This window comes from Streptomyces capparidis (genome assembly GCF_054782095.1).
The window spans coordinates 79,776-104,144 of the sequence record NZ_BAAGTD010000017.1 but is presented as its reverse complement, the minus strand read 5'-3'; the positions used below and the strand labels follow the sequence as shown (position 1 = coordinate 104,144).

General features: G+C 75.4%; 19 protein-coding genes and 1 pseudogene. 12 read left to right on the top strand and 8 right to left on the bottom strand.

Going from position 1 to position 24,369, the window contains the following annotated elements; translation table 11 throughout:
- Positions 1-22: 22 nt before the first annotated feature.
- A complete protein-coding gene (locus ACYVO2_RS16125; RefSeq protein WP_461008493.1) occupies positions 23-2,296 on the bottom strand; it encodes a molybdopterin-dependent oxidoreductase in 2,274 nt (757 codons plus the stop codon).
- A gap of 986 nt (positions 2,297-3,282) precedes the next feature.
- Positions 3,283-5,628, bottom strand: a pseudogene (locus tag ACYVO2_RS16120) (GH92 family glycosyl hydrolase); the annotation flags it as partial.
- A gap of 507 nt (positions 5,629-6,135) precedes the next feature.
- On the opposite strand from ACYVO2_RS16120, the gene ACYVO2_RS16115 reads away from it, so the two are divergent.
- Positions 6,136-6,630 carry an RICIN domain-containing protein gene (locus tag ACYVO2_RS16115; protein ID WP_461008492.1) on the top strand — a complete coding sequence of 165 codons (495 nt, stop codon included), beginning with the start codon at positions 6,136-6,138 and terminating at the stop codon, positions 6,628-6,630.
- Between the two features lie 786 nt (positions 6,631-7,416).
- On the opposite strand, the gene ACYVO2_RS16110 is transcribed toward ACYVO2_RS16115, so the two are convergent.
- Entirely contained in the window at positions 7,417-8,016 is a 600-nt protein-coding gene (locus ACYVO2_RS16110) for a TetR/AcrR family transcriptional regulator (protein ID WP_461008491.1), read from the bottom strand.
- A gap of 72 nt (positions 8,017-8,088) precedes the next feature.
- On the opposite strand from ACYVO2_RS16110, the gene ACYVO2_RS16105 reads away from it, so the two are divergent.
- On the top strand, positions 8,089-8,916 hold the full coding sequence (locus ACYVO2_RS16105) for a class I SAM-dependent methyltransferase (protein WP_461008490.1): 828 nt from the start codon (positions 8,089-8,091) through the stop codon (positions 8,914-8,916).
- A 16-nt stretch (positions 8,917-8,932) separates the two neighbouring features.
- Here the strand turns inward: ACYVO2_RS16105 and ACYVO2_RS16100 are convergent, their stop codons facing one another.
- Both ACYVO2_RS16100 and kdgD read right to left on the bottom strand, forming a co-directional pair.
- The gene (locus tag ACYVO2_RS16100; protein WP_461008489.1) at positions 8,933-9,829 is read right to left on the bottom strand and encodes a hypothetical protein; all 897 of its coding nucleotides are present in this window, start codon (positions 9,827-9,829) and stop codon (positions 8,933-8,935) included.
- A 29-nt stretch (positions 9,830-9,858) separates the two neighbouring features.
- Positions 9,859-10,773, bottom strand: a complete 915-nt coding sequence (kdgD, locus tag ACYVO2_RS16095; protein ID WP_461008488.1) for a 5-dehydro-4-deoxyglucarate dehydratase — start codon at positions 10,771-10,773, stop codon at positions 9,859-9,861.
- A gap of 172 nt (positions 10,774-10,945) precedes the next feature.
- Here kdgD and ACYVO2_RS16090 point away from each other — a divergent pair, with 172 nt between their 5' ends.
- The 6 genes from ACYVO2_RS16090 (at position 10,946) to ACYVO2_RS16065 (ending at position 17,542) form a co-directional block, all read left to right on the top strand.
- Positions 10,946-11,851 (top strand): LysR substrate-binding domain-containing protein, encoded by a 906-nt coding sequence (locus tag ACYVO2_RS16090; protein WP_461008487.1) that lies wholly within the window; start codon positions 10,946-10,948, stop codon positions 11,849-11,851.
- Between the two features lie 231 nt (positions 11,852-12,082).
- Positions 12,083-13,573, top strand: coding sequence for an ABC transporter substrate-binding protein (locus tag ACYVO2_RS16085; RefSeq protein WP_461008486.1), 1,491 nt, complete (start codon positions 12,083-12,085; stop codon positions 13,571-13,573).
- Between the two features lies 1 nt (position 13,574).
- The gene (locus ACYVO2_RS16080) at positions 13,575-14,501 is read left to right on the top strand and encodes an ABC transporter permease (protein ID WP_461008485.1); all 927 of its coding nucleotides are present in this window, start codon (positions 13,575-13,577) and stop codon (positions 14,499-14,501) included.
- Positions 14,502-14,515: 14 nt separating this feature from the next.
- Complete coding sequence (locus tag ACYVO2_RS16075) at positions 14,516-15,496, top strand: ABC transporter permease (protein ID WP_461008484.1); 981 nt, start codon at positions 14,516-14,518, stop codon at positions 15,494-15,496.
- The gene (locus ACYVO2_RS16070) at positions 15,493-16,506 is read left to right on the top strand and encodes an ABC transporter ATP-binding protein (RefSeq protein ID WP_461008483.1); all 1,014 of its coding nucleotides are present in this window, start codon (positions 15,493-15,495) and stop codon (positions 16,504-16,506) included. The genes ACYVO2_RS16075 and ACYVO2_RS16070 overlap by 4 nt, the downstream gene beginning before the upstream one ends.
- Complete coding sequence (locus ACYVO2_RS16065) at positions 16,499-17,542, top strand: ABC transporter ATP-binding protein (RefSeq protein ID WP_461008482.1); 1,044 nt, start codon at positions 16,499-16,501, stop codon at positions 17,540-17,542. The genes ACYVO2_RS16070 and ACYVO2_RS16065 overlap by 8 nt, the downstream gene beginning before the upstream one ends.
- A gap of 77 nt (positions 17,543-17,619) precedes the next feature.
- On the opposite strand, the gene ACYVO2_RS16060 is transcribed toward ACYVO2_RS16065, so the two are convergent.
- On the bottom strand, positions 17,620-18,486 hold the full coding sequence (locus tag ACYVO2_RS16060) for an IclR family transcriptional regulator (RefSeq protein WP_461008481.1): 867 nt from the start codon (positions 18,484-18,486) through the stop codon (positions 17,620-17,622).
- A gap of 140 nt (positions 18,487-18,626) precedes the next feature.
- Here ACYVO2_RS16060 and ACYVO2_RS16055 point away from each other — a divergent pair, with 140 nt between their 5' ends.
- Together ACYVO2_RS16055 and ACYVO2_RS16050 are read left to right on the top strand one after the other, a co-directional pair.
- Positions 18,627-19,163, top strand: coding sequence for a methylated-DNA--[protein]-cysteine S-methyltransferase (locus ACYVO2_RS16055; protein ID WP_461008480.1), 537 nt, complete (start codon positions 18,627-18,629; stop codon positions 19,161-19,163).
- A 180-nt stretch (positions 19,164-19,343) separates the two neighbouring features.
- Positions 19,344-20,213 (top strand): acyl-CoA thioesterase, encoded by an 870-nt coding sequence (locus ACYVO2_RS16050; protein ID WP_461008479.1) that lies wholly within the window; start codon positions 19,344-19,346, stop codon positions 20,211-20,213.
- Between the two features lie 46 nt (positions 20,214-20,259).
- On the opposite strand, the gene ACYVO2_RS16045 is transcribed toward ACYVO2_RS16050, so the two are convergent.
- Positions 20,260-21,714, bottom strand: coding sequence for an MFS transporter (locus tag ACYVO2_RS16045; RefSeq protein WP_461008478.1), 1,455 nt, complete (start codon positions 21,712-21,714; stop codon positions 20,260-20,262).
- A gap of 369 nt (positions 21,715-22,083) precedes the next feature.
- Here ACYVO2_RS16045 and ACYVO2_RS16040 point away from each other — a divergent pair, with 369 nt between their 5' ends.
- A complete protein-coding gene (locus ACYVO2_RS16040; protein ID WP_461008477.1) occupies positions 22,084-22,542 on the top strand; it encodes a winged helix-turn-helix transcriptional regulator in 459 nt (152 codons plus the stop codon).
- A 133-nt stretch (positions 22,543-22,675) separates the two neighbouring features.
- Here the strand turns inward: ACYVO2_RS16040 and ACYVO2_RS16035 are convergent, their stop codons facing one another.
- Positions 22,676-23,098 carry an SseB family protein gene (locus ACYVO2_RS16035; protein ID WP_461008476.1) on the bottom strand — a complete coding sequence of 141 codons (423 nt, stop codon included), beginning with the start codon at positions 23,096-23,098 and terminating at the stop codon, positions 22,676-22,678.
- Positions 23,099-23,416: 318 nt separating this feature from the next.
- Between ACYVO2_RS16035 and ACYVO2_RS16030 the strand changes: the two genes are divergently transcribed.
- Positions 23,417-24,361: a glutathione S-transferase family protein gene (locus ACYVO2_RS16030; protein WP_461008540.1), complete on the top strand. Its 945-nt coding sequence runs from the start codon at positions 23,417-23,419 to the stop codon at positions 24,359-24,361.
- The last annotated feature ends 8 nt before the right edge of the window (positions 24,362-24,369 follow it).

Here is a 24,369-nt window from a genome sequence, read left to right as displayed (position 1 = left end):
GACCGTGCCCGCGGCCGCCGCGTCAGGGCGCGACCGCCAGCACCCGCACCGGGACCCCGTTGAGCACGGCGGTCCCGGACAGCGGGTCCACCGCCTCCTCGTCGGTGAGGGCGTTGCTGTTCACCCCGGGCCGCTCGGCCGCGACCCGGGCGCGGGTGCCCGGCAGGCCGTGCCCCCAGCCGTGGGGCAGGCTCACCACGCCGGGCATCACCGCGTCCGTCAGCTCCGCGGTCGCCCGCACCTCGCCCACCCGGGAGCGCACCAGCACGGTCCCGCCGTCGGCGGCGCCGATCCGCTTGGCGTCGTCCGGGTGGATCTGGAGGGTGCAGCGGTTGCTGCCGCCCGCGAGCAGCGGCAGGTTGTGCATCCACGAGTTGTTCGACCGCAACTGCCGCCGCCCCACCAGCACCAGCGAGTCCTCGCCGGTGTGCGCGCCCCGGTCGGCCAGCCACCCGGCGAGCCGCTCCGCCTCGGCGACCAACTGCGGCGGCGCCAGCTCCACCCGGCCGCTCGGGGTGCGCAGCACCTCGGGCAGCCGGGGCCGCAGCGGACCCAGGTCGAGACCGTGCGGGTGCCGCTCCAGCTCCGCCAGGTCCAGCCCCTCGTAGGGCCCGGCGCGCAGCATCAGGTCCAGCAGCCGCTCCTCCAGGCGGCGCGGCGCGACGGCGGCCAGCAGCTCCCGCGGGTCCTGCCCGAACACCCGCGACGACGGGTCCGCGACCAGCCGCCGCGCGGTGTCGGCGGCCACCGCGTCGTCCATCCGCTCCACCGTGATCCCGCCGCCCGCGGCGACGCACGCCAGCCGCAGCAGCACCTCGGCCTCGCCCGGCGTGCCCGGCGGGGGCGGGACGCTCGGCGGTGACCAGTGCGCCACGTTGCGCACGCTGAAGTTGCTGAACGCCAGCTCGTAGTGGCCGCGCTCCAGCGGGGACGGCACGGGCAGCACCACATGGGCGTGGCGCGTGGTCTCGTTGAGGTACGCGTCCACGCTGACCATGACGTCCAGCGTCTCCAGGGCCGCGGCGAGCCGCGGCCCGTTCGGCGTGGACAGCACCGGGTTGCCCGCCACCGTGACCAGGCCGCGCAGCCGCTCGCCGCCGGGGCCCGGGGTGTCGATCTCCTCGGCCAGCGCCGCCACGGGGAACTCCCCGAACACGCTGGCAAGCCCCCGCACCCGGGTCCGCCGCGAACCGGGGATCCGCACCCCGCGCCCCCGCCCCGGCTCCCCGCGCAGGTTCGGCGAGCCGTGCGCGGGCGCCGCCCACATCACCCCGCCGGGCCGGTCCAGGTTGCCGGTCAGCGCGTTCACCACGTCCACCAGCCAGCTCGCCGCGGTGCCGAAACCCGAGGTGGTGGTGCCCATCCGCCCGTACACGGCGGCGGCGGGCGCCGCGGCGAGCTCCCTGGCCAGGCGCCGCATGGCCTCCTGCGGCACCCCGCACACCGGCGCCACCGCCGTCGGCGGGAACGGGCGCAGCGCCGCCCGCAGCTCGTCCAGGCCCGCCAGGTGCGGGCCCGCGGGCCCGGGCGCCACCAGGTCCTCGTCGAACAGGGTGTGCGCGATCCCGGCGAGCAGCAGCGCGTCCGTGCCGGGCCGGATCGGCAGGTGCTCGTCGGCGACCTCGGCGGTGCGGGTGCGCACCGGGTCCACCACCACCAGGCGCCCGCCGCGTCCGCGCAGCGCGCGCAGCCGCCCGGGCAGGTCGGGCGCGGTGAGCAGGCTGCCGTTGGAGGCCATCGGGTTGGCCCCGAGGACCAGCAGGTAGTCGGTGCGGTCCACGTCGGGCACGGCGACCGACAGCTCGGTGCCGTACATCAGCCCGGAGGCGACCTGCTTGGGCATCTGGTCCACGGTGCTCGCCGTGAACCGGTACGGGGTGCCGAGCGTGCGCAGCAGCACCGGCGCGTACAGGCCCGCGGCCAGGTTGTGCACCACGGGGTTGCCGAGGAAGGCGCCCACCGCCTGCGGTCCGTGCTCGGCGACCACCGGGCGCAGCAGCCGCTCCACCTCGGCGAACGCCTCGTCCCAGCCGACCTCGTGCCAGGTGCCGCCCCGCCGGACCAGGGGCGCGCGCAGCCGGTCCGGGTCGGTGTGCAGCTCGCCGAGCGCCACCCCCTTCGGGCACAGGTACCCCCGGCTGAACGGGTCCTGCGCGTCGCCGCGCACCGTGACGCCGCCGGGGGCGACGGTGACCTGAAGGCCGCAGGTCGCCTCGCACAGCGGGCAGGTCCGGTAGGTCGTCCGCGCGGCACCGCTGTCCGCCGGGCCGTTGTTACCGTCGCGTAGCCTCTCCATGTCCGGAGCATAGGCGCGCCCGGCGCCCCGTGTCAGTGCCGGACGACGGGGAACCGGGCGCCCGACGCGGCTCAGGCGTTGCGCCCGCTCACCGCGTACACCTTCATGGTGGGCAGGTCCGGCAGGGTCAGCGACACCGCCTCCCGCTCCCGGTCCAGCGGCACCGACAGGTGCCACAGCGACACCGCCACCCCGTCCGGGGCGCCCTGCGCGTCGTACCTGCTGGCGGCCCGCACCGCCGTGTCCTCGCCGAGCCGCGGCCCGCCCGCCGCCCAGTCGGTGGCGGACAGCGTCACCTGCCGGGTGCCGCCGTCGGCGTAGGTGACCGTCGCCGTGCCGGTGGCGTCCCCGTGGTGCGCGGACAGCAGCAGCTCCAGCGAGGAGTAGGCGCGCCGCGCCAGCGGCAGCGTCTGCCCGCGCGCTGCGGCGAAGTTCCTCGCGGTCCCGGCGGTCTCCGGCGCCCGGTACGCCCTGCCGTCCAGCAGGACGGTGCCGGGGCGCGGCATCGACTCGGCGGGGAACGACGCGCCGGTGCCGTCGAAGTCGCCCTCGCCCCGGGCGCCGGCCGCGGCCACGCCGTCGGTGTCGTAGGCCGCGGCGAGGTCCTGCGGGCAGTAGCCGGCCGCGCCCTCGCAGGTCGCCGAGACCACCTGCACCGCCGCCTGCCGGGTGACGGCGCCGCCCCGGGTGTCGGACACCCGCACCGTCACCGGGTACAGGCCGTCCGGGGTGCCCTTCGGCACGGTCACCCGCACCGGCACCTCGTGCGTGGTGGGCAGCCCGTCGGAGGACACCTGGAACCGGCTGCGCGCGGGAGCGGCCGTGAGCGGCTCGGCCGCGGTGACGGAGACCTGCCCGGTCGCCCGCCCGGGCTGGGTGAACACCCCCGTCACGGTCAGCTCCACCTCGCCGCCCTCGCCGGCCGGCACCCCGGCGGTGGACGGGCGCACCCCGGCGGACAGGTGGTGCCGCGGGGCGGCGGCGGAGCCCAGCGCGGGCGGGGCGGCCTGCGCGGACGTCCCCCACGACGACGGCCGGTCGCCGACGGTGAACGCCAGGTCGCGGCCCGCCCTGAGGTCGGCGCCCGTGATGTACGTCCTGCCCAGGTCCCGCCCGCCGACGGTCGCCGACTGGATGTAGCGGTTGTGCTCCGAGGTGCCGGGCGCGCTGATCCGGTACCGGCCGCGCGGGTACCAGCGGGTGTCCAGCGTCAGGTCCACCCGGTCGAAGACGGGCGTGGACAGGGCCCACACGTCCGAGCCGGGGATCAGCGGGTACAGGCCCATCGCCGACAGCACCGCCCAGGACGACATGGTGCCCAGGTCGTCGTTGCCGGTGATGCCGTCCGGCGCGTCCGTGAACAGGGTCAGCGCGGCGTGCACCACGTCGGTGGTCTTCCACGGCCGGCCGGTGGACAGGTAGGTGTAGGGGGCGAGCAGGTCGGGCTCGTTCTGCGGGTTGTACTTGTCCGCGTTGTAGTAGTCGTAGGGCCCGTTCACCCACACGTTGCGCGCCGTGCCCTCCGGGTCCTTCAGCAACTGCTCGTAGGCGAAGAAGGAGTCCAGCCGCTCCTCGGCGCGCTCGGCGCCGCCGATCAGCCGCACCAGGTCCGGCAGGTTCTGCGGCACCAGCCACATGTACTGCCAGGCCGTGCCCTCGTGGAAGCCGACGCTGTTCGCCGGGTCGGCGGGGCCGGTGAACACGCCGTCCTCGTCCCGGGCGCGGAAGAACCCGGTGCGCCTGTCGAACAGGTTGCGGTAGCTCTGGCCGCGCGCCAGGTAGCGGCGGGCGTCCGCGTGGTGCCCCAGGTCCCGGGCCATGGTGCCCAGCGCCGCGTCCGCGAGCGCGTACTCCAGGGTGGCCGAGCCGCCGTGCTCGAAGTCGGAGTCGCCGGGCTTGTCCCGCCCGCGCTCCGGGTCGTGGGGCACGAACCCGTCCCGCAGGTACTCCCGGTTCGCCATCCGGCCCACGTACGGCGAGTCGGCGGGCGGCACCCCGTCGGCGTTCCTCGCCAGCGCCCGGTACGCCTCCTGCTCATGGCCCCGCAGCAGCCCCTGCCGGTAGGCGTTCACCAGGAACGGGGTCACCGGGTCGCCCGTCATGATGTTGGTCTCCACCGTGGCGTAACCCCACTTGGGCAGCCAGCCGCCCTCGGCGTCCACCCGCAGCAGGGACAGCGCCATGTCCCGCGACTCGCGCGGCGCCAGCAGCGACAGCAACTGCTGCTGGGTGCGGTAGGTGTCCCACAGCGACCAGTTCTGGTAGTAGGTGAAGCCCTCGGCGGTGTGCGCCTTCCCGTCCCAGCCGGTGTACCGGCCGTCCACGTCCGTGCCGGTGTTCGGGGCCAGGTGCGCCCGGTACAGCGCCGAGTAGAAGGTGCGCCGCCGCTCCCGGTCGCCGCCCTGCACCCGCACCCGCGACAGCCGCTCCTCCCAGGCCCGCCGCGCCGCCGCCACGGTGCCGTCGAAGGTGCCGCGGCCCTCCGCCTCCAGGTTCTTGCGCGCGCCCTGCGGGCTCACCCAGCTCAGCGCGGTGACGGCGACGACGTCCCGGTCCTCGGTGGTGTCGAACCGCACGTACGCGCCGTTGCGCCCGGAGCCCGCCGCGGTGCGGGAGCCCGCCGTCACCTCGTCGCCGCGCCAGGTCCCGAAGGCGGCGAACGGGCGGTCGAAGCGGGTGACGGTGTGCAGGGTGTACGGGCGGGTGTCCTGGCAGAAGCCGCGCCCGGTGATGGACGCGGCCACCGTGCGGTCGTCCACCACGGTGATCTCGCTCGTGGTGACCCGGTGCAGCGCCTGCCCCGTGTTGAGCAGCACGTTCGCCTCGCCGGTCGCCGGGAACGCGTAGCGCTGCCAGCCGGTGCGGGTGGTGGCGCCGAGCTCGGCGGTGATGCCGGAGCCGAGGGTCACCTTGTAGTGGCCGGGGGAGGCGGTCTCGTCCTCGTGCCGGAACGGTGCCGCGTACCTGGCGTAGTCGGTGGAGGTGATCGGGCCCGTGGTGGGCAGCACCGGCAGGTCCCCGCCGGTGCCGCAGCCCACGCCCGACAGATGGGTGCTGCTGAAGCCGCGGATGGCGCCGTGGTCGTAGTCGTAGCCGGTGTTGTGGCCGGTGTCGGGGGAGAGCTGCACCATCCCGAACGGGACGGTGGCGCCGGGGTAGGTGTTGCCCTCGTTGCGGGTCCCGATGAACGGGTTGACCAGGTCGGTGAGGGCCTCCTCCCCGGGCGGGGCCGCGGCGGCGCCCGGCGGGGCGGCGAGCCCCGAGGCCAGGAGGGCCGCGGCCAGCGCGGTGACGCGCAGGCCGGCGCGTCGCTTTCGTCCTCGGAGCTGCATGCGTCCGTCCTCCGGCGTCCGACAACGTTGTCAGGAGCGGTGCGTCAGAGATCTTCGCCGCGCGCCGACATGGCTGTCAAGAGCGCGTCAAACATCGTGTCCCGCCGGAGGCCCGCCCGCAGCGCAGGCGGCGCCGCGCGGGGTGCCCGGTCACCCGGACGGGGGCGGTGCGCACGGGTGACGGGGCGCGGACGCGGGGCCGGGAGGGGTGGGGGCGGTCTTTTCCGGCCACCGCCTTCCCGCCGCGTCGGCACGGGTGCCGGCGGCCGCCTTTCCGCGCGGCGCGGGACGAACGAGGCGCTCGGCCATCCCGGGGGACCCTCCCGGACAGGGAGGATCCACCTGCCGTTGGCCGGCTCTTCAGGACCGAATGGCCGGAAGGGTCATGTTCAGACACTTGTTCGGCCAGTCAAGATCGCCAGCGTTCGGGTCGCCGTGGAGTCGTTACGGGGGCGGCCGCGGAGGCAGCGGGGCGGCGGACGCCCCGCGCGACGGAAGGTTCCGCAGATGCGCAAGAAGACCTGGGCCGCACTGGCGACGGGCACCCTGGCCCTGGCGACCCTGGGAGTGGGGTCCCCCTCGGCGGGCGCGGCCGACATCTACTCGAACCTGGTGAACTACAAGAGCGGGCGGTGCCTGTCCCTCGCGGGCGGCGGCAGCACGGCCAACGGCACCAACGCCATCATCTGGGACTGCAACGACGGGCGGGAGCAGTACTGGTTCCACGCCACGCCGTCGGGCGAGCTGCGCAACCTCAAGAGCGGCAAGTGCCTGTCGCTCGCGGGCGGCGGCAGCACCGCGAACGGCACCCAGGTCATCCTGTGGACCTGCAACGGCGGCCCCGAGCAGGAGTGGGACTACTCGGGCGCCCACCAGTGGTACAACATCAAGGCCGGCAAGTGCATGTCCACGGCGGGCGGCGGCGGCACCGCCAACGGCACCAAGGTCGTCATCTACAACTGCCTCGGCTCGGACGAGCAGCACTGGGACTACAAGTACTAGATCTGTCGTCGGATCCCCGTCGTCGCCCGGAGGGCGGCCCCGCGGCGTCCGGTGCGTGCTCTCGGCGCGCCGGGCGGAAGCCCTCGTACCGGGTCGTACTCGGGCTTTCGCCCGGTGCGGCGAGAGCGCGGGCCAGGCGTCGCGGGGCAGACGGGGATTCGACGGCAGGCCCTGGAAGGGCCGCGGTGCGGCCCGGCCCCTCACCGCCGCACCTGCCCGGATGCCTCGCCCGCCCCGGTCGCCGCCCGCTGCGGCAGCCGGGGCGGGGTTCGGCCTTTGTGCCGGGCGTGTGCGGGGGCGGCGGGCGGCGTGCCGTGTCGCCGGATCACGCGAGTGCGTCCGGGGACGCGGGAGATCCCGCGCCGTGCGAGCGCCGCCGGGAGAGGCGGCAACGGGCCGGCACCCGGTCGCGGTGGCGCGTGAGCGTGAGCGCCGGGCGGGGGGAGGCGCTGTGCGCCGGTGCGGCGCGCAGGGCCGGTACCCCTGGCCGGTCGGGTGCGGCTTCCTCCGTCGCCACGAGGCCGCCCCGCCCCGGGGCGTCGGCTTCTTTCGCCAGGAGGTCGTCCGGACGGCAGAGCCGACTCCCGTCGCCGGTCGACCGGGAGGTCGGAGGGCTGCCCGTCACCGGAATGCGCCCGGACGGGAACGCTCCCCCCGTCGTCAGGAGGCCGCGCGGCCGAAGGGCCGCTCCCGTCACCAGGGGACGCCCGGCCCGGGGGCTGCCCCTGCCGCCGGAACGCCGCCCCGGCCGGGAGGCCCCCCGCAGGGTCCGGCTCCCCCGGCCGTTCAGGGGTGGGGTTCCCCGGTCGCTCCGGAGAGGACGGCCGTCACGAGGTGGTGGACGGCGTCCGGTCGGGGTGGGGGGGAGTGGCGGTCGGCGAAGAGCATGTGGGTGGCGCCGATGAGGGTGGGGGCGAGGGTGGGGATGTCGGCGGTGGCGGTGAGGCGGCCGCGTTCGCGTTCGGCGGTGAGGTAGTCGGCGATCATGGCCGAGGCCTCGGCCAGCAGGGGGATGCCGGTGGGCGTGGTCGCGCGGAGCCGGGCGCGCAGGGCGTCCCGGGAGACGACCAGGCCGACGATCGCCACGGCGACGGAGCCGAACAGCTCCGTGAGGGCGTCGGCGAGGTTGCCCGCGACGGTGCCGGTCCCGGCGCGGTCGCGCAGCGCGGCGGCCTGGCCGTCGAGCCGGGCCACGCGGTCCAGCACGAGGTCGGCGAGGAACGCGTCGAAGTCGGCGAAGTGCCGGTGCAGGACGCCCTTGGCGCAGCCCGCCTCCGCGGTGACCGCCCGGCTGGACAGCGCGCTCGGCCCGTCCCGCAGCAGCACGCGCTCCGCGGCGTCGAACAACTCCCGGCGCGGGTCGCGGATGGCCACTCCTGTCGGCACCGTGCGCCTCCTTCTCGCTCCTCCGTACGCCCCCGATTGACGAGTGGGCGGTCGCCCACTCATAGTGGGCGCATGCCCACTCTATCTCCGGGGCACTCGTCCGCCCCCGAACCCCAGCCCCACCGGCACCGGCAGGTCGCGGAGTCGTTCGGCGCCGACGCCGCACGCTACGACCGGGCCAGGCCCCCCTACCCCCGGGCCCTGGTGGACCGGATCGCCGCCGCCTGCCCAGGACCGGACGTGCTCGACGTCGGCTGCGGCACCGGCATCGCCGCCCGGCAGCTCGCGGCGGCCGGGTGCCGGGTGCTGGGGGTGGACGTGGACGCGCGGATGGCCGCCGTGGCGCGGCGACGGGGACTGGACGTCGAGGTGGCCGCGTTCGAGGGGTGGGACCCGGCCGGCCGCCGGTTCGACGCGGTCGTCTCCGGGCAGGCCTGGCACTGGGTGGACCCGGTGGCGGGCGCGGCGAAGGCGGCGGAGGCGCTGCGGCCCGGCGGCCTGCTGGCCGTGTTCTGGAACGCGGGCGAACCCCCGCGGGAGCTGGCGGAGTCCTTCGCCGAGGTGTACCGCCGGGTGGCGCCCGGTTCGCTCGCCGCCCGCCAGTGGGCGGCGAGCGCCGCGGAACCGTACGCGGCGCTGTGCGGCAGGGCCGCCGAGGGGATCCGGACGGTGGGCGGGTTCGCCGCCCCGGAGCGGTGGCGGTTCGCGTGGGAGCGGACCTGCGCCCGTGACGAGTGGCTGGACCAACTGCCCACCACCGGCGGCCACGCCCTGCTCCCGCAGGACGCGCGGGAGAAGGTGCTGGCGGGCGTCGCCGCCGCCCTCGACGCGGCGGGCGGCGGCTTCACGATGCGCTACACCACGCTCGCGGTCGCCGCCGTGCGCACCGGCGCCGACTGACCCGGGACCGCCCGGCTCACCCCGCCCCGCCGCCGGCGCCCGGCCCCGGCCCCCCGGTCTCCTCCAGGCGGTAGTGCAGCCGCAGGACGGGCACCGACCAGCAGCTCAGCGCGTGATCCGTGCGCAGCACCCCCTCGGCGTCCACATGGACGTGGAAGCGCTCGTGGACGGGGATGCGCCTGGCCCACGCGGGGGAGCCGCCGCCGGGGTCCACCACCAGGTAGGCGCCGTCGTCCCCCCAGCCGCCCGCGGGCGAGACGAGCTCCAGGCCGCCCGCCGCGGTGACCGCGGGGCGCAGCAGCACCACCAGCCGCCCGCCGGGCAGCGGGAACACCACCCGCACCCGGGGCTGCCGGGAGCCGGGCGGCGTCACCGTCTGGTACCAGCCGCTGAACACCGTCTGCCCGGTCGCCCGCAGGCGGCGCCGCCAGGAGGTGCCGAGCACCCGGCCGTCCGCGCCGGCCACGGGCGTGACCTCGCTGCTCATCCCGTGGGCCGCGTCCAGCGGGCGCAGCGGCAGGCTGAGCTGCTCCAGCCGGCGCGCGAACAGCGCGGAGACCAGCCAGCCGAACGGCCACGCCCACGGCGACCACTGCGACCACAGCTCCATCCGCCAGCGCGCGGTGTGCTCGTAGAAGCCGCGCACCCGCGGATGCAGGGCGGCGGCGTCGAACCCGGGCCCGTCCAGCGCCGCCATCGAGGCCAGCAGCCCGGCGTCCGCGTCCCCCCGCCGTACCCGCGCGCCGTGCCGGGCCGCCTCCCGGGGCAGCCAGCGGTCGCCGACCCGGTCGCGCTCTCCGCGCGGTCCGTCGAGCCAGCCGTCGGTCCGCGGGTCGATCCGCCGACCGGTCAGCCGCACCCAGCGCCGCGTCCCCCGGTCCAGCCACCGCGCCCGCACCCGTCCGTCCGCCACGGGCCGAGGCTACCGGCGTCCCGGCCGGCTCACTCCGCGGCCCTGGCCACCAGGGCCCGGAGCTCGTCGAGCTCGCCGGGCGTCAGGTCGGTGAGCGGCGGCCGGACCGGGCCCGCGCCGCGGCCGACGGCGGTCATCCCGGCCTTGACGATGGACACCGCGTAGCCGGCCCGCCGGTTGCGGATGTCCAGGTACGGCAGGATGAACTCGTTCAGCCGGCGGTACACGCCCTCGGTGTCGCGGGCCCGGACCGCCGTGTAGAAGTCGAGCGCGAAGCGCGGCAGGAAGTTGAACACCGCGGAGGAGTAGGTGGTCACGCCCATCTCCAGATAGGGCAGGGCGTAGGTCTCCGCGGTGGGCAGGCCGCCGATGGACAGCAGGCGGTCGCCGAGCCGGGCGTGGATGCGGGTCATCAGGTCCACGTCGCCGACGCCGTCCTTGAACCCGATCAGGTTCGGGCAGCGGTCGGCGAGCTCCCGCACCGCGTCGAAGCCGAACGCGGCGTTGGCCCGGTGGTAGACGATCACCCCGAGGTCCGTGGCCTCGCACACCGCGCGGACATGGGCGACCAGCCCCTCCTGGGACAGCTCGGTCAGGTACGGCGGCAGCAGGAAGACGCCCGACGCGCCGGCCGCCTGGGCGTCACGGGCCATCGCGACGGCCTGGGCGGTGCCGTACCCGGCGGGCGCGATCACCGGCCGGCCGTCCCGCACCGACGCGACGGCGGCCCGCACCACCCGGCCCACCTCGTCGGGGGTGAGGGCGAAGAACTCGCCGGTGCCTCCCGCCGCGAACACGCCGGCCGCGGGGAAGGAGGACTGCCAGGCGACGTGCTCGCGGTAGCCGTCCTCGTCGAACGCGAGGTCCTCGGTCGCGTGGGTGACGGGGAAGGACAGCAGCCCCGTGCCGAGCACGGACCGTAGGGCGTCTGGAGCGAAGGTCATGGTGGCCAACTCCGATGTCGGGGAACTGCCCGGAGGCTACGACCCAGGGTGATACCTGTCCAAGATCTGATACGCATCGTCCGATACCCTTTCGGCATCATGCGGGTCAGCAGGGTGCCGCGGCGCGGCGGCCGGCGGGGCGCGCGCGGGACGAGAGCGAGGGGGTGGCCGCGTGCCGGCCGGGTTCACGCTGGAGCAGTTGCGCGGATTCGTCGCCGTGGCCGAGGAGGGCCACTTCGGCCGGGCCGCCGCGCGGCTGCGCATCACCCAGCCGCCGCTGAGCAGGCAGGTGCGCAAGCTGGAGCGCTGCCTGGAGGTGGAGCTGCTGGTCCGCACCCCGCACGGCGTGCTGCTGACCGCCGCGGGCCAGGCGTTCCTGCCCGAGGCGCGCAGGATCCTGAGTCTGGCCGACGCCGCCCCCGCCACCGCGCGCAACGCCGCCCGGGGCCTGACCGGCAGCCTGTCGGTCAGCTTCACCGCGCTGTCCGCGATGACCGTGCTCGGCGACTGGACGCGGATCATCAACGAGCACCTGCCCCATGTGGAGCTGACCCTGACCGAGATGGTCACCCGGGACCAGGTGGAGGCGGTGCTGGCCGGTGACGTGCACATCGGCCTGGTCCGCGGGGTGTCCCCGACGGACCTGCTGAGCCTGCGCCTGGTGCACACCGAGAGCCTGGTGCTGGCCTGCCCGCGCAACCACCCGCTCATCGAGCTGGGGCGCCCGCCGTCCCCGCGGGAGATCGGCCGGTACGACATCGTCACCTACCTGCCGGTGGGCAGCCGCTACCTGCACGAGCTGGTCGTCTCCGTCTTCCGGCAGGCCCGGGTGGAGCCGCGCTGGGTGCAGCGGGTCGGGCAGGTGCACAGCCTGCTCGCCCTGGTGAACGCGGGCATCGGCGTGGGCCTGGTGCCGCGCACCGCGACCCGGCTGCGGCTGCCCAACCTGGCGTTCGCCGAGATCGACGGGACGGGCCCGGACCTGGTGGAGACCCACTGCGTGTGGCGCACCAGGCACGGCAACCCGGTGCTGGACGAGCTGCTGCGGCTGACGGCGCGGCAGGCCCCGGCCTCTTGACCGGCTCGACGGCACGCGCTTACCGTCTGCGTCTACCTATGCAGACCGGATGCGCATTTGTGGACAGTCACTGAGGATTGTGCGTCTCCGGCGGCAACGAAAATCCCGCTCTCCGGAGAGACGATGACGACGCTGTCTTCCGTACCTCCCCTCCCGCGCCCAGGACGGGGCCGGACACGCGCGGCACTCGCTGTCCTCGTCTCGACCGCACTGCTGACCAGCGGATGCGCCGTGGCGAACAGCGGTTCCGCGGGTGGCACCGGCGGCGCGGACGGGGACACGCTGCGCATTGTGCTGGGCCAGGAGCCGCCGACGCTCGAGCCGTGCGAGGCGTCCCTGACCTCGACCGGTGTCGTGGTGCGGTCCAACATCACCGAGCCGCTGGTGGAACGCGAACCGGACTCCGGCGAGCTGCGCCCGCTGCTGGCCACCTCCTGGCGCCAGACCACCCCCACCACCTGGACCTTCGAGACCCGCACCGGCGTCACCTTCCACGACGGCACACCGTTCACCGCGCGGGACGCGGCCTTCTCCATCGACCGCGCCGTCAACTCCGACCTGGCCTGCAACGTGGACGGCTACGTCTTCGGCGACGCCGAGCTGAAGGTGCGGGCCACCGGCGACACCCGGCTGACCGTCACCACCGGGGAACCCGACCCCATCCTGCCGCTGCGGCTCAGCTTCGTGGAGGTGGTGCCCCGCACCACCAGCACCGAGGCCAAGGTCCGCGTCCCCGTCGGCACCGGCCCCTACTCCGTCGCCGACTGGCGCACCGGCATCTCCATCGACCTCAGGCGCAACGACTCCTACTGGGGGCGCACCCCCGCCTTCCCCCGGGCCCGCTACGTGTGGCGGGCGGAGTCCAGCGTCCGCGCGGCGATGATCGACCGCGGCGAGGCCGACCTCGCCACGTCCATCGACCCGGTGGACGCCACCGAGGACAACTCCGTGGACCACCCCAACAACGAGACCACGGCGCTGCGGCTGGACGGCCGCGAAGCACCCCTGGACGACATCCGGGTGCGCCGCGCGATCAGCATGGCCATCGACCGCGAGGGCATCATCGACGCCCTGTTCGACGGGCGGGCCGAGCCCGCGGCGCAGTTGGTCCCGCCGGGCGTGGTGGGCTTCAACGACGAGATCGAACCGCCGCCGTACGACCCGGACGCCGCGCGCGCCCTGATCGAGGAGGCGAAGGCCGACGGCGTGCCCGTCCGCCGGCAGATCACCCTGGTCGCCCGCTCCAGCATGTTCCCCCGCGTCGCCGAGACCGCCGAGGCCCTCCAGTACGAGCTGGCGAGCGTCGGCCTGAACGTGAAGATCAGGATGACCGACACCGCCACCCACCTCCAGTACCTGCTGCGCCCGCTGCCGAAGGACGTGGGGCCCGTCGCACTGCTGATCATGCACGGCAACCAGGCCGGGGACGCGGGCTTCACCGCGAGCCAGTTCATGCTCCGCGAGGGCCCCCAGTCCACCTTCGGCACCGAGGAGCTCGACCGCGCGACCGCGCGGGCGGCCACCCTCGCGGGAGCGGCCCGCCAGGGCGGCTACGCCGAGCTGACCGCCCTCCAGAACGAGGAGGTCGCCCAGTTCGCCCACCTCGCGCACATGCGCGGCCTGCTCGGCATGTCCGACCAGGTCCGCTACCGGCCGAACTCGGCGACGGGCGACGAACTGCGCCTGGCCGAGGTCCGCCCCGCGGACGGCAAGGAGCGCTGAGATGGACTTCCTGCGCAAACGCGTCACCTCGAGCGCCATCCCGCTGGTCTCCGTGGTGCTCGGCGTGTTCTGCCTGGCCCGGCTGACCGGCGACCCGGTGGACCTCTACCTGCCGCTGAGCGCCACCCCGGAGCAGCGCGCGGAGTTCGCCGCCAAGCACGGCTTCGACGACCCGGTGCTCACCCAGTTGTGGGACTACCTCAGCCAGGCGGTGCGGTTCGACTTCGGCGAGTCGCTGCGCACCGGGCAGTCCGCGGGCTCGATGGTCCTCGAGGCGTTCCCGGTCACGCTCCAGCTCGCCGGCGTCACCATGCTCATCGCGATCCTCGCCGCCGTCCTCATCGGCAGCCTCGCCGCCTACCGGCCGAACTCGGCCACCGACCGGGTCGCGTCCTTCCTGTCCATGGTCGCCGCCAGCATCCCCGACTTCTGGTTCGCCATCATGGGCGTGCTGGTGTTCGGGGTGGGCCTGGAGCTGCTGCCGACCTCCGGCACCATCGGCGGCCCCGAGGTGTGGGTGCTGCCCATCGCCACCCTGGTCATCCGACCGTTCGGCGTGCTGGTGCAGGTCGTGCGGGGCAGCATGGTCGCGGCGCTGTCCGCGCCCTATGTGAAGGTGGCCCGCAGCAAGGGCGCCGGCGAGAAGCGGGTCGTCTTCGGGCACGCCCTGCGCAACGCCGCCACCCCCGTCCTGACCGTCGCCGGCGACCTCACCGTCGGCCTCGTCAACGGAGCCGTGATCGTCGAGACCATCTTCGGCTGGCCGGGCATCGGCAAGCTGATGATCGACTCCATCCTCCAGCGGGACTTCGCCGTGTTGCAGGCCGCGGTCCTGCTGACCGCGGTGACGATCTTCGCGCTGAACCTGCTCGTCGACGTCTGCCACGCGGTGCTCGACCCGCGCGTGCGCCAGACGGCCAAGGCATGAGCGAAGGAGCCGCCATGACCGCCCTCACCGACCCGCCCGCCGGCTCCGCCGCGCCGGGCGGCCCCGAGCAGCCGGGCAGGCCCGGCACCCGGCCGCCGCACTGGTGGCGGCTGCTCGGCCGGGACCGCCCCGCCGCCGTCGCGGCCGTGGCCCTCGGCCTGGTCCTGCTCGTCGCGCTGCTCGGCCCCCTGCTGGTCGGCGACCACGCCGAGCGGCAGGACCTGCGGGCCTCGCTGCGCGCCCCGTCCCTCGACCACGGCTTCTACGGCCTGCTCGGCACCGACGTGCTCGGCCGCAGCGTCCTGGCCCGGCTGATCGAGGCCGCCGCCACCACGCTGTCCGTCGCCGTCCCCGCCGTGCTGTGCTCGCTGCTGATCGGCTCCGCCCTCGGGATGTGGGCCGGCTACCACGGAGGCGTCCGGGAGAGCATCGCGATGCGCACCGCGGACGTCATCCTGAGCTTTCCCTCGCTGCTGCTCGCCGTCGTCGTCCTGTACGTGTTCGCGCCCAGCACCCTCAACCTGGTGCTGCTGCTCGCCGTCGCCCGCATCCCCGTGTACCTGCGGACCGCGCGCGCCGAGGCGGCCGAGCTGAGGAGCCGGCTGTTCGTGGACGCCGCCCGCACCTTCGGCACCGCCGCCTGGCCGACGATCTACCGGCACATCCTGCCGATCGCGCTGCCCACCCTGCTGACCGTCGCCACGCTCGACTTCTGCTTCGTGATGCTGACCGAGTCCTCCTTGAGCTTCCTCGGCATCGGCGTCCAGCCGCCCGACGTGAGCTGGGGCCTGATGGTGGCCCAGGGACGGCAGTACCTGCGCACCGCCTGGTGGATCGCGGTGCTGCCCGGCCTGGCGATCGTGCTCACCACCGTGTCGGCCACCGTGCTCGCCGCGTGGGTGCGGCTGGCCACCGACCCCGCCCAGCGCTGGCGCCTGACCCTGCCCAAGGAGCGGCGCGGCGCCCGGCCCGTCCCCCCGGAGGTGACCACGTGAAGGCGACCGCGCCCGCCGCGCCCGCCGCGGACGACCGCCCCGCCCTCGACGTCGAAGGGCTGTGCGTGGACCTGCGCACCCCCGCGGGCCGGGTCCGCGCCGTGGACGGCGTCAGCTTCCGGGTGAGCCGCGGCCGCACCCTCGCCCTGCTGGGCGAGTCCGGCTGCGGCAAGTCGCTGACCGCGCAGTCCGTCATCGGGCTGCTCGACCCCGTGGCCGAGGTCACCGGGGGAGCGGTGCGCGTGTCCGGCACCGACGTGCTGAGGCTGAGCCGTCCCGAGCGGCGGCGGCTCGCCGGCCCGGTGCTGTCCATCGTCTTCCAGGACGCCCTCACCGCCCTCAACCCGGTGCAGCCGGTGGGCCGCCAGCTCGCCGAGCCGTTCCGCATCCACCGGCGCATGTCCCGCCGCCAGGCCGGGGAGAAGGCCGTGGAGCTGATGGAGCGCGTCGGCATCCCCGAGCCGCGCACCCGCGCCCGCTCCTACCCGCACCAGTTCTCCGGCGGGATGCGCCAGCGCCTGCTCATCGCCATGGCGGTCGCGCTCAGCCCCGACGTGCTGCTCGCCGACGAGCCCACCACCGCGCTCGACGTCACCGTCCAGGCGCAGATCATGGGGCTGCTGCGGGAACTCCAGGACGAGCACCGCATGGCGGTCGTCCTGATCACCCACGACCTGGCGGTGGTCGCGCAGCGCGCCGACGAGGTCGCGGTGATGTACGCGGGCACCGTCGTGGAGACCGGCCCCGTGCGCGAGGTGTTCGCCCGCCCCGCCCACCCCTACACCAAGGGCCTGCTGGACTCGGTGCCCGAGCACGCCGAGAAGGGCAGGCCGCTGCCCGCGGTGCCGGGCAGCCCGCCCGAGCTCGGCGCGATCCCGGCGGGCTGCGTCTTCCAGGCCAGGTGCCCGCTCGCCCGGGAGCGCTGCGCCGAGGAGCGCCCCGCCCTGCGGCCCTCGGGCGACGCCCGCTCCGCCGCCTGCCACTTCTCCGAGGAGCTCGCCCGTGTCTGACACCCCCGCAACCGCCGCGGGTGCCCCGCCCCTGCTCGAGGTCCGCGGCGTGACCAAGACCTTCCGCGTCGGCTCGGGCCGCGGCCGGCGCCGCCTGAACGCGCTGGACGGCGTGGACCTGCGGGTCGGGCGAGGGGAGACGCTCGGCCTGGTCGGCGAGTCCGGCTGCGGCAAGTCCACCCTGGCCCGGGTGCTGCTGCTGCTCGAGCGGCCGGACTCCGGGACGGTGCGCTTCGACGGCACCGACCCGTTCGCCCTGCGCGGCAAGGAGCTGCTGGCGTGGCGGCGCCGGGTGCAGATGGTCTTCCAGGACCCCTTCGCCTCGCTCAACGCCCGGATGTCCGCGGCCGACATCATCGCCGAGCCGTGGCGCACCCACCGGGACGTCGTGCCCACCGCCCAGGCCAGGGAGAAGCGGGTCCGCGAACTGCTCGACCTGGTGGGGCTGCGCGCCGGGGACGCCCACCGCCACCCCAACGAGTTCTCCGGCGGCCAGCGGCAGCGCCTGGGCATCGCCCGCGCCCTCGCGCTCGGCCCCGACCTGATCGTCTGCGACGAGCCGGTGTCCGCGCTCGACCTGTCGGTGCAGGCCCAGGTGCTCAACGTCCTCGGCGAGCTGCGGCAGCGGCTCGGGGTGAGCTACGTGTTCATCTCCCACGACCTGTCGGTGGTCCGGCACGTCGCCGACCGGGTGACCGTGATGTACCTGGGCAAGGTCATCGAGCACGGCCGCACCGAGGACGTCTTCGACCGGCCGCTGCACCCCTACACGGCCGCCCTGATGTCCGCCGCCCCGACGCTGGACGTCTCCGGCGACCGCGGCGAGGCCATCACGCTGCGCGGCGAGATCCCCTCCCCGTTCGACGTGCCGTCCGGCTGCCGGTTCCGCACCCGCTGCTGGAAGGCCACCGAGCGGTGCGCGGGTCACGCCCCGCCGGTCGTCACCCGGCCGGGCGACGGCGCGGGCGGCGCGCAGCGGGAGGCGCACGAGGGCCTGTGCCACTTCCCGCTGGACGCCGCGCCGGTGGGCGCCTGAGCAGGGGCGGCCCGGCCCCGCCGCGCCCACGGAGAGCCGGGGCGGCGGGGCCGGGCTGCTCAGGGGCCCCGGGCCGCTCAGCCGCGGGCGGGCGGCCAGGTGCTGCCCGACACGCCGAACCCCCCGGCGGCGGCCTCCCGTTCGATGGCGTCGCGCGCCCGCCCCAGCGCCCTGACGATGTCGGCCTCCCGGTCCGCGGTCAGCCGCGCCAGCGGGACCGAGCAACTGATCGCGTCCCCCGGCGGCTCCGCGTAGCGCAGGGGCAGCGCGAAGCACCGCACCCCCACCGTGTTCTCCTCCCGGTCCACCGCGTAGCCGCGCTCCCGGGTCAGCGCCAGCTCCCGCTCCAGCTCGGCCCGGTCCGTCAGGGTGTGCGCGGTCAGCGGCACCAGTTCCTCCGGGAGGTGCTCCGGCAGCTCCTCCGCGTCCAGCCCCGCCAGCAGCGCCTTGCCGAGCGCCGTGGAGTACGCGGGCATCCGCCGGCCGACCCGGCTCAGCGGGCGCAGGTACTGCCCGGACTCGCGGGTCGCCAGGTAGACCACGTCGCAGCCGGAGAGCCTGCCCAGGTGGAACGTCTCGTCCAGGTGCTCGCCCGCCCGCTCCAGCGCCGCCCTGGCGATGCGCACATACGGGTCGGCGTCCAGGTAGCTGGTGCCCGCGAGCAGCGCGCGGATGCCGATGCCGTACAGGGTGCCGGACACGTCCGTGCGCACCCAGCCGTACTTGGTCAGCGTGCGCAGCACCGCGTAGCAACTGCTCCTGGGCATTCCCAGCGCCTCGCTGAGCTCCCGCAGCCGCGCCGGGCGGTGCTGCCGCGCGGCCAGCAGCTCCAGCAGCTCCAGCGCCCGGGCGGTGGACTTCACGTCCCGGACCCCGCCGGTCCGCTCCGCCGGCCCCTCCGCCTCCGCGGCACCCCCGCGGGGACGATCGGTCGGTGCACCCATCCAAGCCTCCTGCCGCCTGCGGGGGCAACGCTACCGCCCACCGTGCCCGCCGCCGAGGCCCGCCCGCCCGCTCCCCGGGTCGCCCCGGGCGCGGCTCCCGGCCGCCCGCCACTGTCACCGGCGCGATCTAGGCTTGGGCCATGACTGCCACCGCCACGCTCGCCTGGACCGTCGCGCCGACCCCGATCGGTCCGCTGCTGCTCGCCGTCACCGAGCGCGGCCTGGTGAACGTGGTCTTCCACGCCGACGGGCCCGCCGCGGCCACCGCCCTGGAGAAGCTGGAGAAGAGCCTGGCCGTGGCCCCCGAGGAGGACCCCGCCGCGCTCGCCCCGGTGGTGCGGCAGGTGGACGCGTACTTCGCGGGCACCCGCACCGCGTTCGACCTCCCCCTGGACTACCGGCTCGCCACGGGCTTCAACCGCCGGGTGCTGCGGGCGCTGGCGGAGCGGGTGCCGTTCGGCCGGGTCGCCAGCTACCAGGACCTGGCCAACTGGGTCGGCGAACCCGGCGCCGCCCGCGCGGTGGGCGTGGCCATGGCGACGAACCCGCTGCCCGTGGTGGTGCCCTGCCACCGGGTGGTGGAGAGCGCCGGAGGGCTCGGCGGCTTCGGCGGGGGAGTGGGCACCAAGCGGGAGCTGCTGGCCCTGGAGGGCGTGCTGCCGCCGGCGCTGTTCTAGCCGGCGCGCCGGGCACCGGGCTCCGCGCGCGGCGCGCGCCGCGCGCGGCGGCGGGCCGGGGCGCACGCCCCCGCTCACCTGGGGCACACCCGCGCGGGCGGGCCCGGGCAGGCCGTGGCCGCGCCGTGGACGCGGTAGTGCAGACTCGTAGCCCGGATGAGCACAAAGGAGTATTGACACATGGCCGACAGCCCCGCCGACCGGCTCGTCGATCTGCTGGACCTGGAACGGATCGACCTCAACATCTTCCGCGGCCGCAGCCCCGACGAGTCCCTCCAGCGCGTCTTCGGCGGGCAGGTGGCGGGCCAGGCCCTGGTGGCGGCGGGCCGCACCACCGACGGCACCCGGCCGGTGCACTCCCTGCACGCCTACTTCCTGCGCCCCGGCATCCCCGGCGTGCCCATCGTCTACCAGGTGGAGCGGGTCAGGGACGGCCGCTCCTTCACCACCCGCCGGGTCGTCGCCGTCCAGCAGGGCCGCACCATCTTCAACCTCACCGCGTCCTTCCACGAGGCCGAGCACGGCTTCGAGCACCAGGTGCCGATGCCGGACGTCCCCGCGCCCGAGACCCTGCCCGCGCTGGCCGACGAGATCCGCGCCCACCTCGGCGAACTGCCCGCCCCGCTGGAGCGGATGGCCCGCCGCCAGGCGTTCGACCTGCGCTACGTCGAGCGGCTGCGCTGGACCCAGCCCGAGGTGGAGGGCGCCGAGCCGCGCAGCGCCGTGTGGATGCGGGCCATCGGCTCCCTCGGCGACGACCCGCTGGTGCACGTGTGCGCGCTGACCTACGCCAGCGACATGACGCTGCTCGACGCGGTGCGGGTGCCCGTGGAGCCGCTGTGGGGGCCGCGCGGCTTCGACATGGCGTCGCTGGACCACGCGATGTGGTTCCACCGGCCGTTCCGGGCCGACGAGTGGTTCCTCTACCAGCAGGAGTCCCCGATCGCCACAGGCGCCCGCGGCCTGGCCCGGGGCCTGATCTTCAACGCCCGCGGCGAGCTGCTGGTGTCGGTGATGCAGGAGGGCCTGTTCCGGAAGCTGGGCGACTGAGCGGCCCGGGCCCCGCCGCCGGCTGACGGGGCCCGGGCGGGGGCGCTCAGCGCCGCCCGGCGGTCTCCAGGCCGCCGGGCGCCCCGGAGGTTCCGGCGGGCGCCGCCGCGGCCGCCCGTCCCCGGCCCGTGCCGCGCGTCCGCAGCCCGGTGGCCGTGACCACCGCGCCGAGCACCACGAGCACCAGCGGCACCACCAGCGCCGCCCGGAACGCGTCCAGCGCCTGCCCCGCCGACCCGCCCGCGTCGGGCGCCGCCATGCCGTGCACCGCGGCCACCGCGGACAGGCCGAACGCGGCCCCGAACTGGATCGAGGTGTTCAGCAGCCCGCTGGCCAGGCCCTGCTCCTCCTCGGCCACGCCGTCCGTGGCGGCGATCGTCAGCGGCCCGTAGGCCAGCGCGAACGACAGGCCGAGCAGCAGCAGGGTGGGGAACATGGCCGCGTACGACCAGTCCGGGCCCACGGGCAGGAACAGGGCGTACGCCACCGCGGCCAGCACGCACCCGCCCAGGATCACCCGGACGTTGCCGAACCGGCTCACCAGCCTCGGGGTGAGCGTCGGCGCGAGCACCGCGTCGATGCCGACGACCAGCAGGGCCAGGCCCGTCTCCATCGACGACCAGCCGCGCAGCTCCTGGAGGTAGAGGGTGACGATGAACATGAAGCCGAAGAACGCGCCCACGACCAGCACCGCGCCCAGGTTCGCGCGCACCAGCGCCCCCGAGCGCAGGATGCCGAGCCGCACCAGCGGCGCCGCCGCCCGCCGCTCCACCCGCACGAACGCCGCCAGCAGCGCCAGGCCCGCGGCGAGCGCGGCGACCGTCAGCGGCCACCCGTGCCCTGGGTCCTCCAGCCTGACCACCGCGTACACCGTCAGCAGCATCGCGCCCGTCGCGGTGAACGCCCCCGCCACGTCGAAGCCCTGACCGCGCGCGGGCGCGGCGCCGCCGTCCCTGATCAGCGCGAGCGCGCCCACCAGGATCACCGCGGCGAGCAGCACGGGCGCGAAGAACACCCACCGCCAGCCGATCTCGGTCAGCAGCCCGCCGACGACGACGCCGAGCGAGAACCCGCCCGCCGCGGTGCCCGCGTACACCAGCAGCGCCCGGTTGCGGCGCGGGCCCTCGGGGAAGCTCGTGGTGATGATCGACAGACCGGCGGGGGTGAGGAACGCGGCGGCCGCGCCGGTGACGAAGCGCGCCAGGATCAGCATCCAGCCCTCGGTGGCGAACCCGCCGAGGCCGGAGAAGGCCAGGAACACCGTCAGCCAGAACAGGAACATGCGCCGCCGCCCCAGCAGGTCGGCCACGCGCCCGCCGAGCAGCATGAAGCCCGCGTAGCCCAGCACATAGGCGCTGATCACCCAGGACGCCGAGGCCGTGGACAGGCCAAGGTCGGCGCGGATGGACGGGACCGCCACGTTGAGCATCGCGGCGTCCAGGCCCTCCAGGAAGATCGCGCCGCACAGGACGAGCAGCACACCCCAGGATCTCGCGTCCATACGGGTGGATTCCTCCGTGACCGGTGAGGTCGCCGGGGCTGGTGAGGCGGACATGGGCAGGCTCCTTGTGGGGCACCGGGTGGATGGGGGAGTGGCGGAGAGACCCGGACGGAGCGGCGGGCCGCGGGCGCGGCGCGACGGGCTGCGGGGTCGCCGGGCGCGGCGCCGGGCGTGTCCGCCGGAGCCGCGCGTCCGGTCCGGCCGGGGAGCGCGCCCCGGCCGACCGGACGCGGCCCGTCACCGGCCCCGCCACCCGGTCACCGGGCATGGCGCGGGGCCATGGCGCGGCCCCCGCGCCGTCCACGGTTCCCTTCCGTGTCCGGGTTCTCTCTTGTAACCGCAAGCCATCCTGCGGCACCCTCGGGGACCATGGAAGAAGGCACTTTGAAGTCACCGACTGACTGCGCGGACACCGAGGACCCCTACGACGCCCGCCAGTGGGACCACCGCGAGGGCTGCGAGGTCCGCCAGATCCTGGACCGGGTCGCGGACAAGTGGTCCCTGCTGGTCATCGCCCTGCTGGAGCGGCGCACCCTGCGCTTCACCGAGCTGCGCCGGGAGATCGACGGCGTCAGCCAGCGCATGCTCACCGTGACGCTGCGCCAGTTGGAGCGCGACGGCCTGGTCCGCCGGATCGTGCACCCGGTCGTGCCGCCGCGGGTGGACTACCAGCTCACGCCCCTCGGCATGACCCTGCACGCGACGATCAGGTCGCTGGTCACCTGGACCGAGGAGCACCAGGACGAGATCGCGGCCGCCCGCGCCGCCTACGACAGCAGGATCGAGGCCGAGCGCAGAGTGGCGGCGGGAGCGCCGACGGGGGACTGAGCCGCCCCGGCGCCGCGCGCGGGTCGCGCCCCGTCCGCTCGCTCTCTCAGATAACAGGCCCCAAATGCGACCGCGGCCAGTCGCCGTCCGGCCACGGACAGCGACCGGCCGCGTCAGACCGGTGCGGCGGCGTTCACCGCGCGCCGAGGCTCGGCAGCGTCCGCACCCCGTGCGCGGTCAGGGTCACCGCCTCCGGCGCGCCGACGTCTATGGTCAGGGAGAGCTCGTCCGAGGGCCAGCTCCCGGCGAGCAGGGCGAGCGGAACCCGGTGGTAGCGCTGGATCTGCGGCAGGGCCTGCGTCAGCCGGTCCTCGGAGGTGAACACCGGCACCAGCCGCGCCCCGTCCTCCTGCTCGAACACGGGCAGCGTCATGACTCCCTGGTCGTCGCCGGGCGCCTCCTCGCCCGGGGCGGCCTCCGGGGTTCCGGGGTCGGGCAGCAGGACCTCGCTGGTCGCCAGGGTGCTCAGCGCCTGCTCGTCGGCGCCGTTCTGGGCCAGGGCGCGCAGCGCCTGCTGCGCGGGGGTGGCGGGGCCGCCGTTGAGGGCGTCGGTCATGGTCCGTCCAATCGTCGTGAGGGGGCGAGCGGGGGTGCCACTCGTCTCGTGCCGAAGTCGCCCGGCTACCCGGTATCCCGCCGCCCATGCGCGCCGGGCGGTGTGGCGGCGGCCACTGCGGGAGCGCGGGAGCGGGCCATGACCGGCCGCGCCCGGGGTATCCGTCGCCGTGTGCGCGCCCGCGTGCGCCCCGTCCGGCACCGCCCCGACCCCGCAGGAAGGCCCACCGTGACCAGCGACGAGCAGCCCGGCGGCGCCCGCCGGGACAGCGGCCCCGCCCCCGCCCCGGCCCCCGGCGAACGCAACGGCAAGGAGTGGGTGCGCACTCCGAGCCGCTTCACCGACCGCATCACCGGCGACGGCTCCTCCCCGTGGCCGGTGGAGGCGGGCCGGTACCGGCTGGTGGTCAGCCTCGCCTGCCCGTGGGCGAGCCGGGCCGTCCTGGTGCGCCGTCTGCTCGGCCTGGAGGACGCCCTCTCGCTCGCGGTCGCCGACCCCGTCCAGGACGAGCGGAGCTGGCGGTTCACCCTCGACCCCGGCGGCGTCGACCCGGTGCTGGGCATCCGGTACCTGTCGGAGGCGTACCGGGCGGCCGACCCCGACTACGACGGCGGGGTCAGCGTCCCGGCGATCGTGGACGTGCCCAGCGGCAGGCTCGTCACCAACGACTACCCGCGCATCACCCTGGACCTGAGCACCCAGTGGCGCGCGCTCCACCGGCCCGGCGCGCCCGACCTGTACCCGGAGCGGCTGCGCGACCGGATCGACGAGATGAACGACGCGGTGTTCCGCGACGTCAACAACGGCGTCTACCGGGCGGGCTTCGCCTCCTCGCAGCGCGCCTACGACCAGGCGTACACCCGCCTGTTCGACCGGCTGGACGACCTGTCCCGACTGCTGGAGCGGCAGCGCTACCTGGTCGGCGACACCATCACCGAGGCGGACATCCGCCTGTTCACCACCCTGGTCCGCTTCGACGCCGTCTACCACGGCCACTTCAAGTGCAACCGGCACAAGCTCACCGAGCTGCCCGTGCTGTGGGCGTACGCGCGCGACCTGTACCAGACGCCCGGCTTCGCCGAGACCGTCGACTTCGACCACATCAAACGGCACTACTACCTGGTCCACGAGCACATCAACCCGACCGGGATCGTGCCGCTCGGCCCCGACCTGTCCGCGTGGACCACCCCGCACGGCCGCGAGGAGCTCGGCGGGCGCCCGTTCGGGGACGGCACCCCGCCGCCTCCCCGCGACAGGCCCTGAGGACCGCC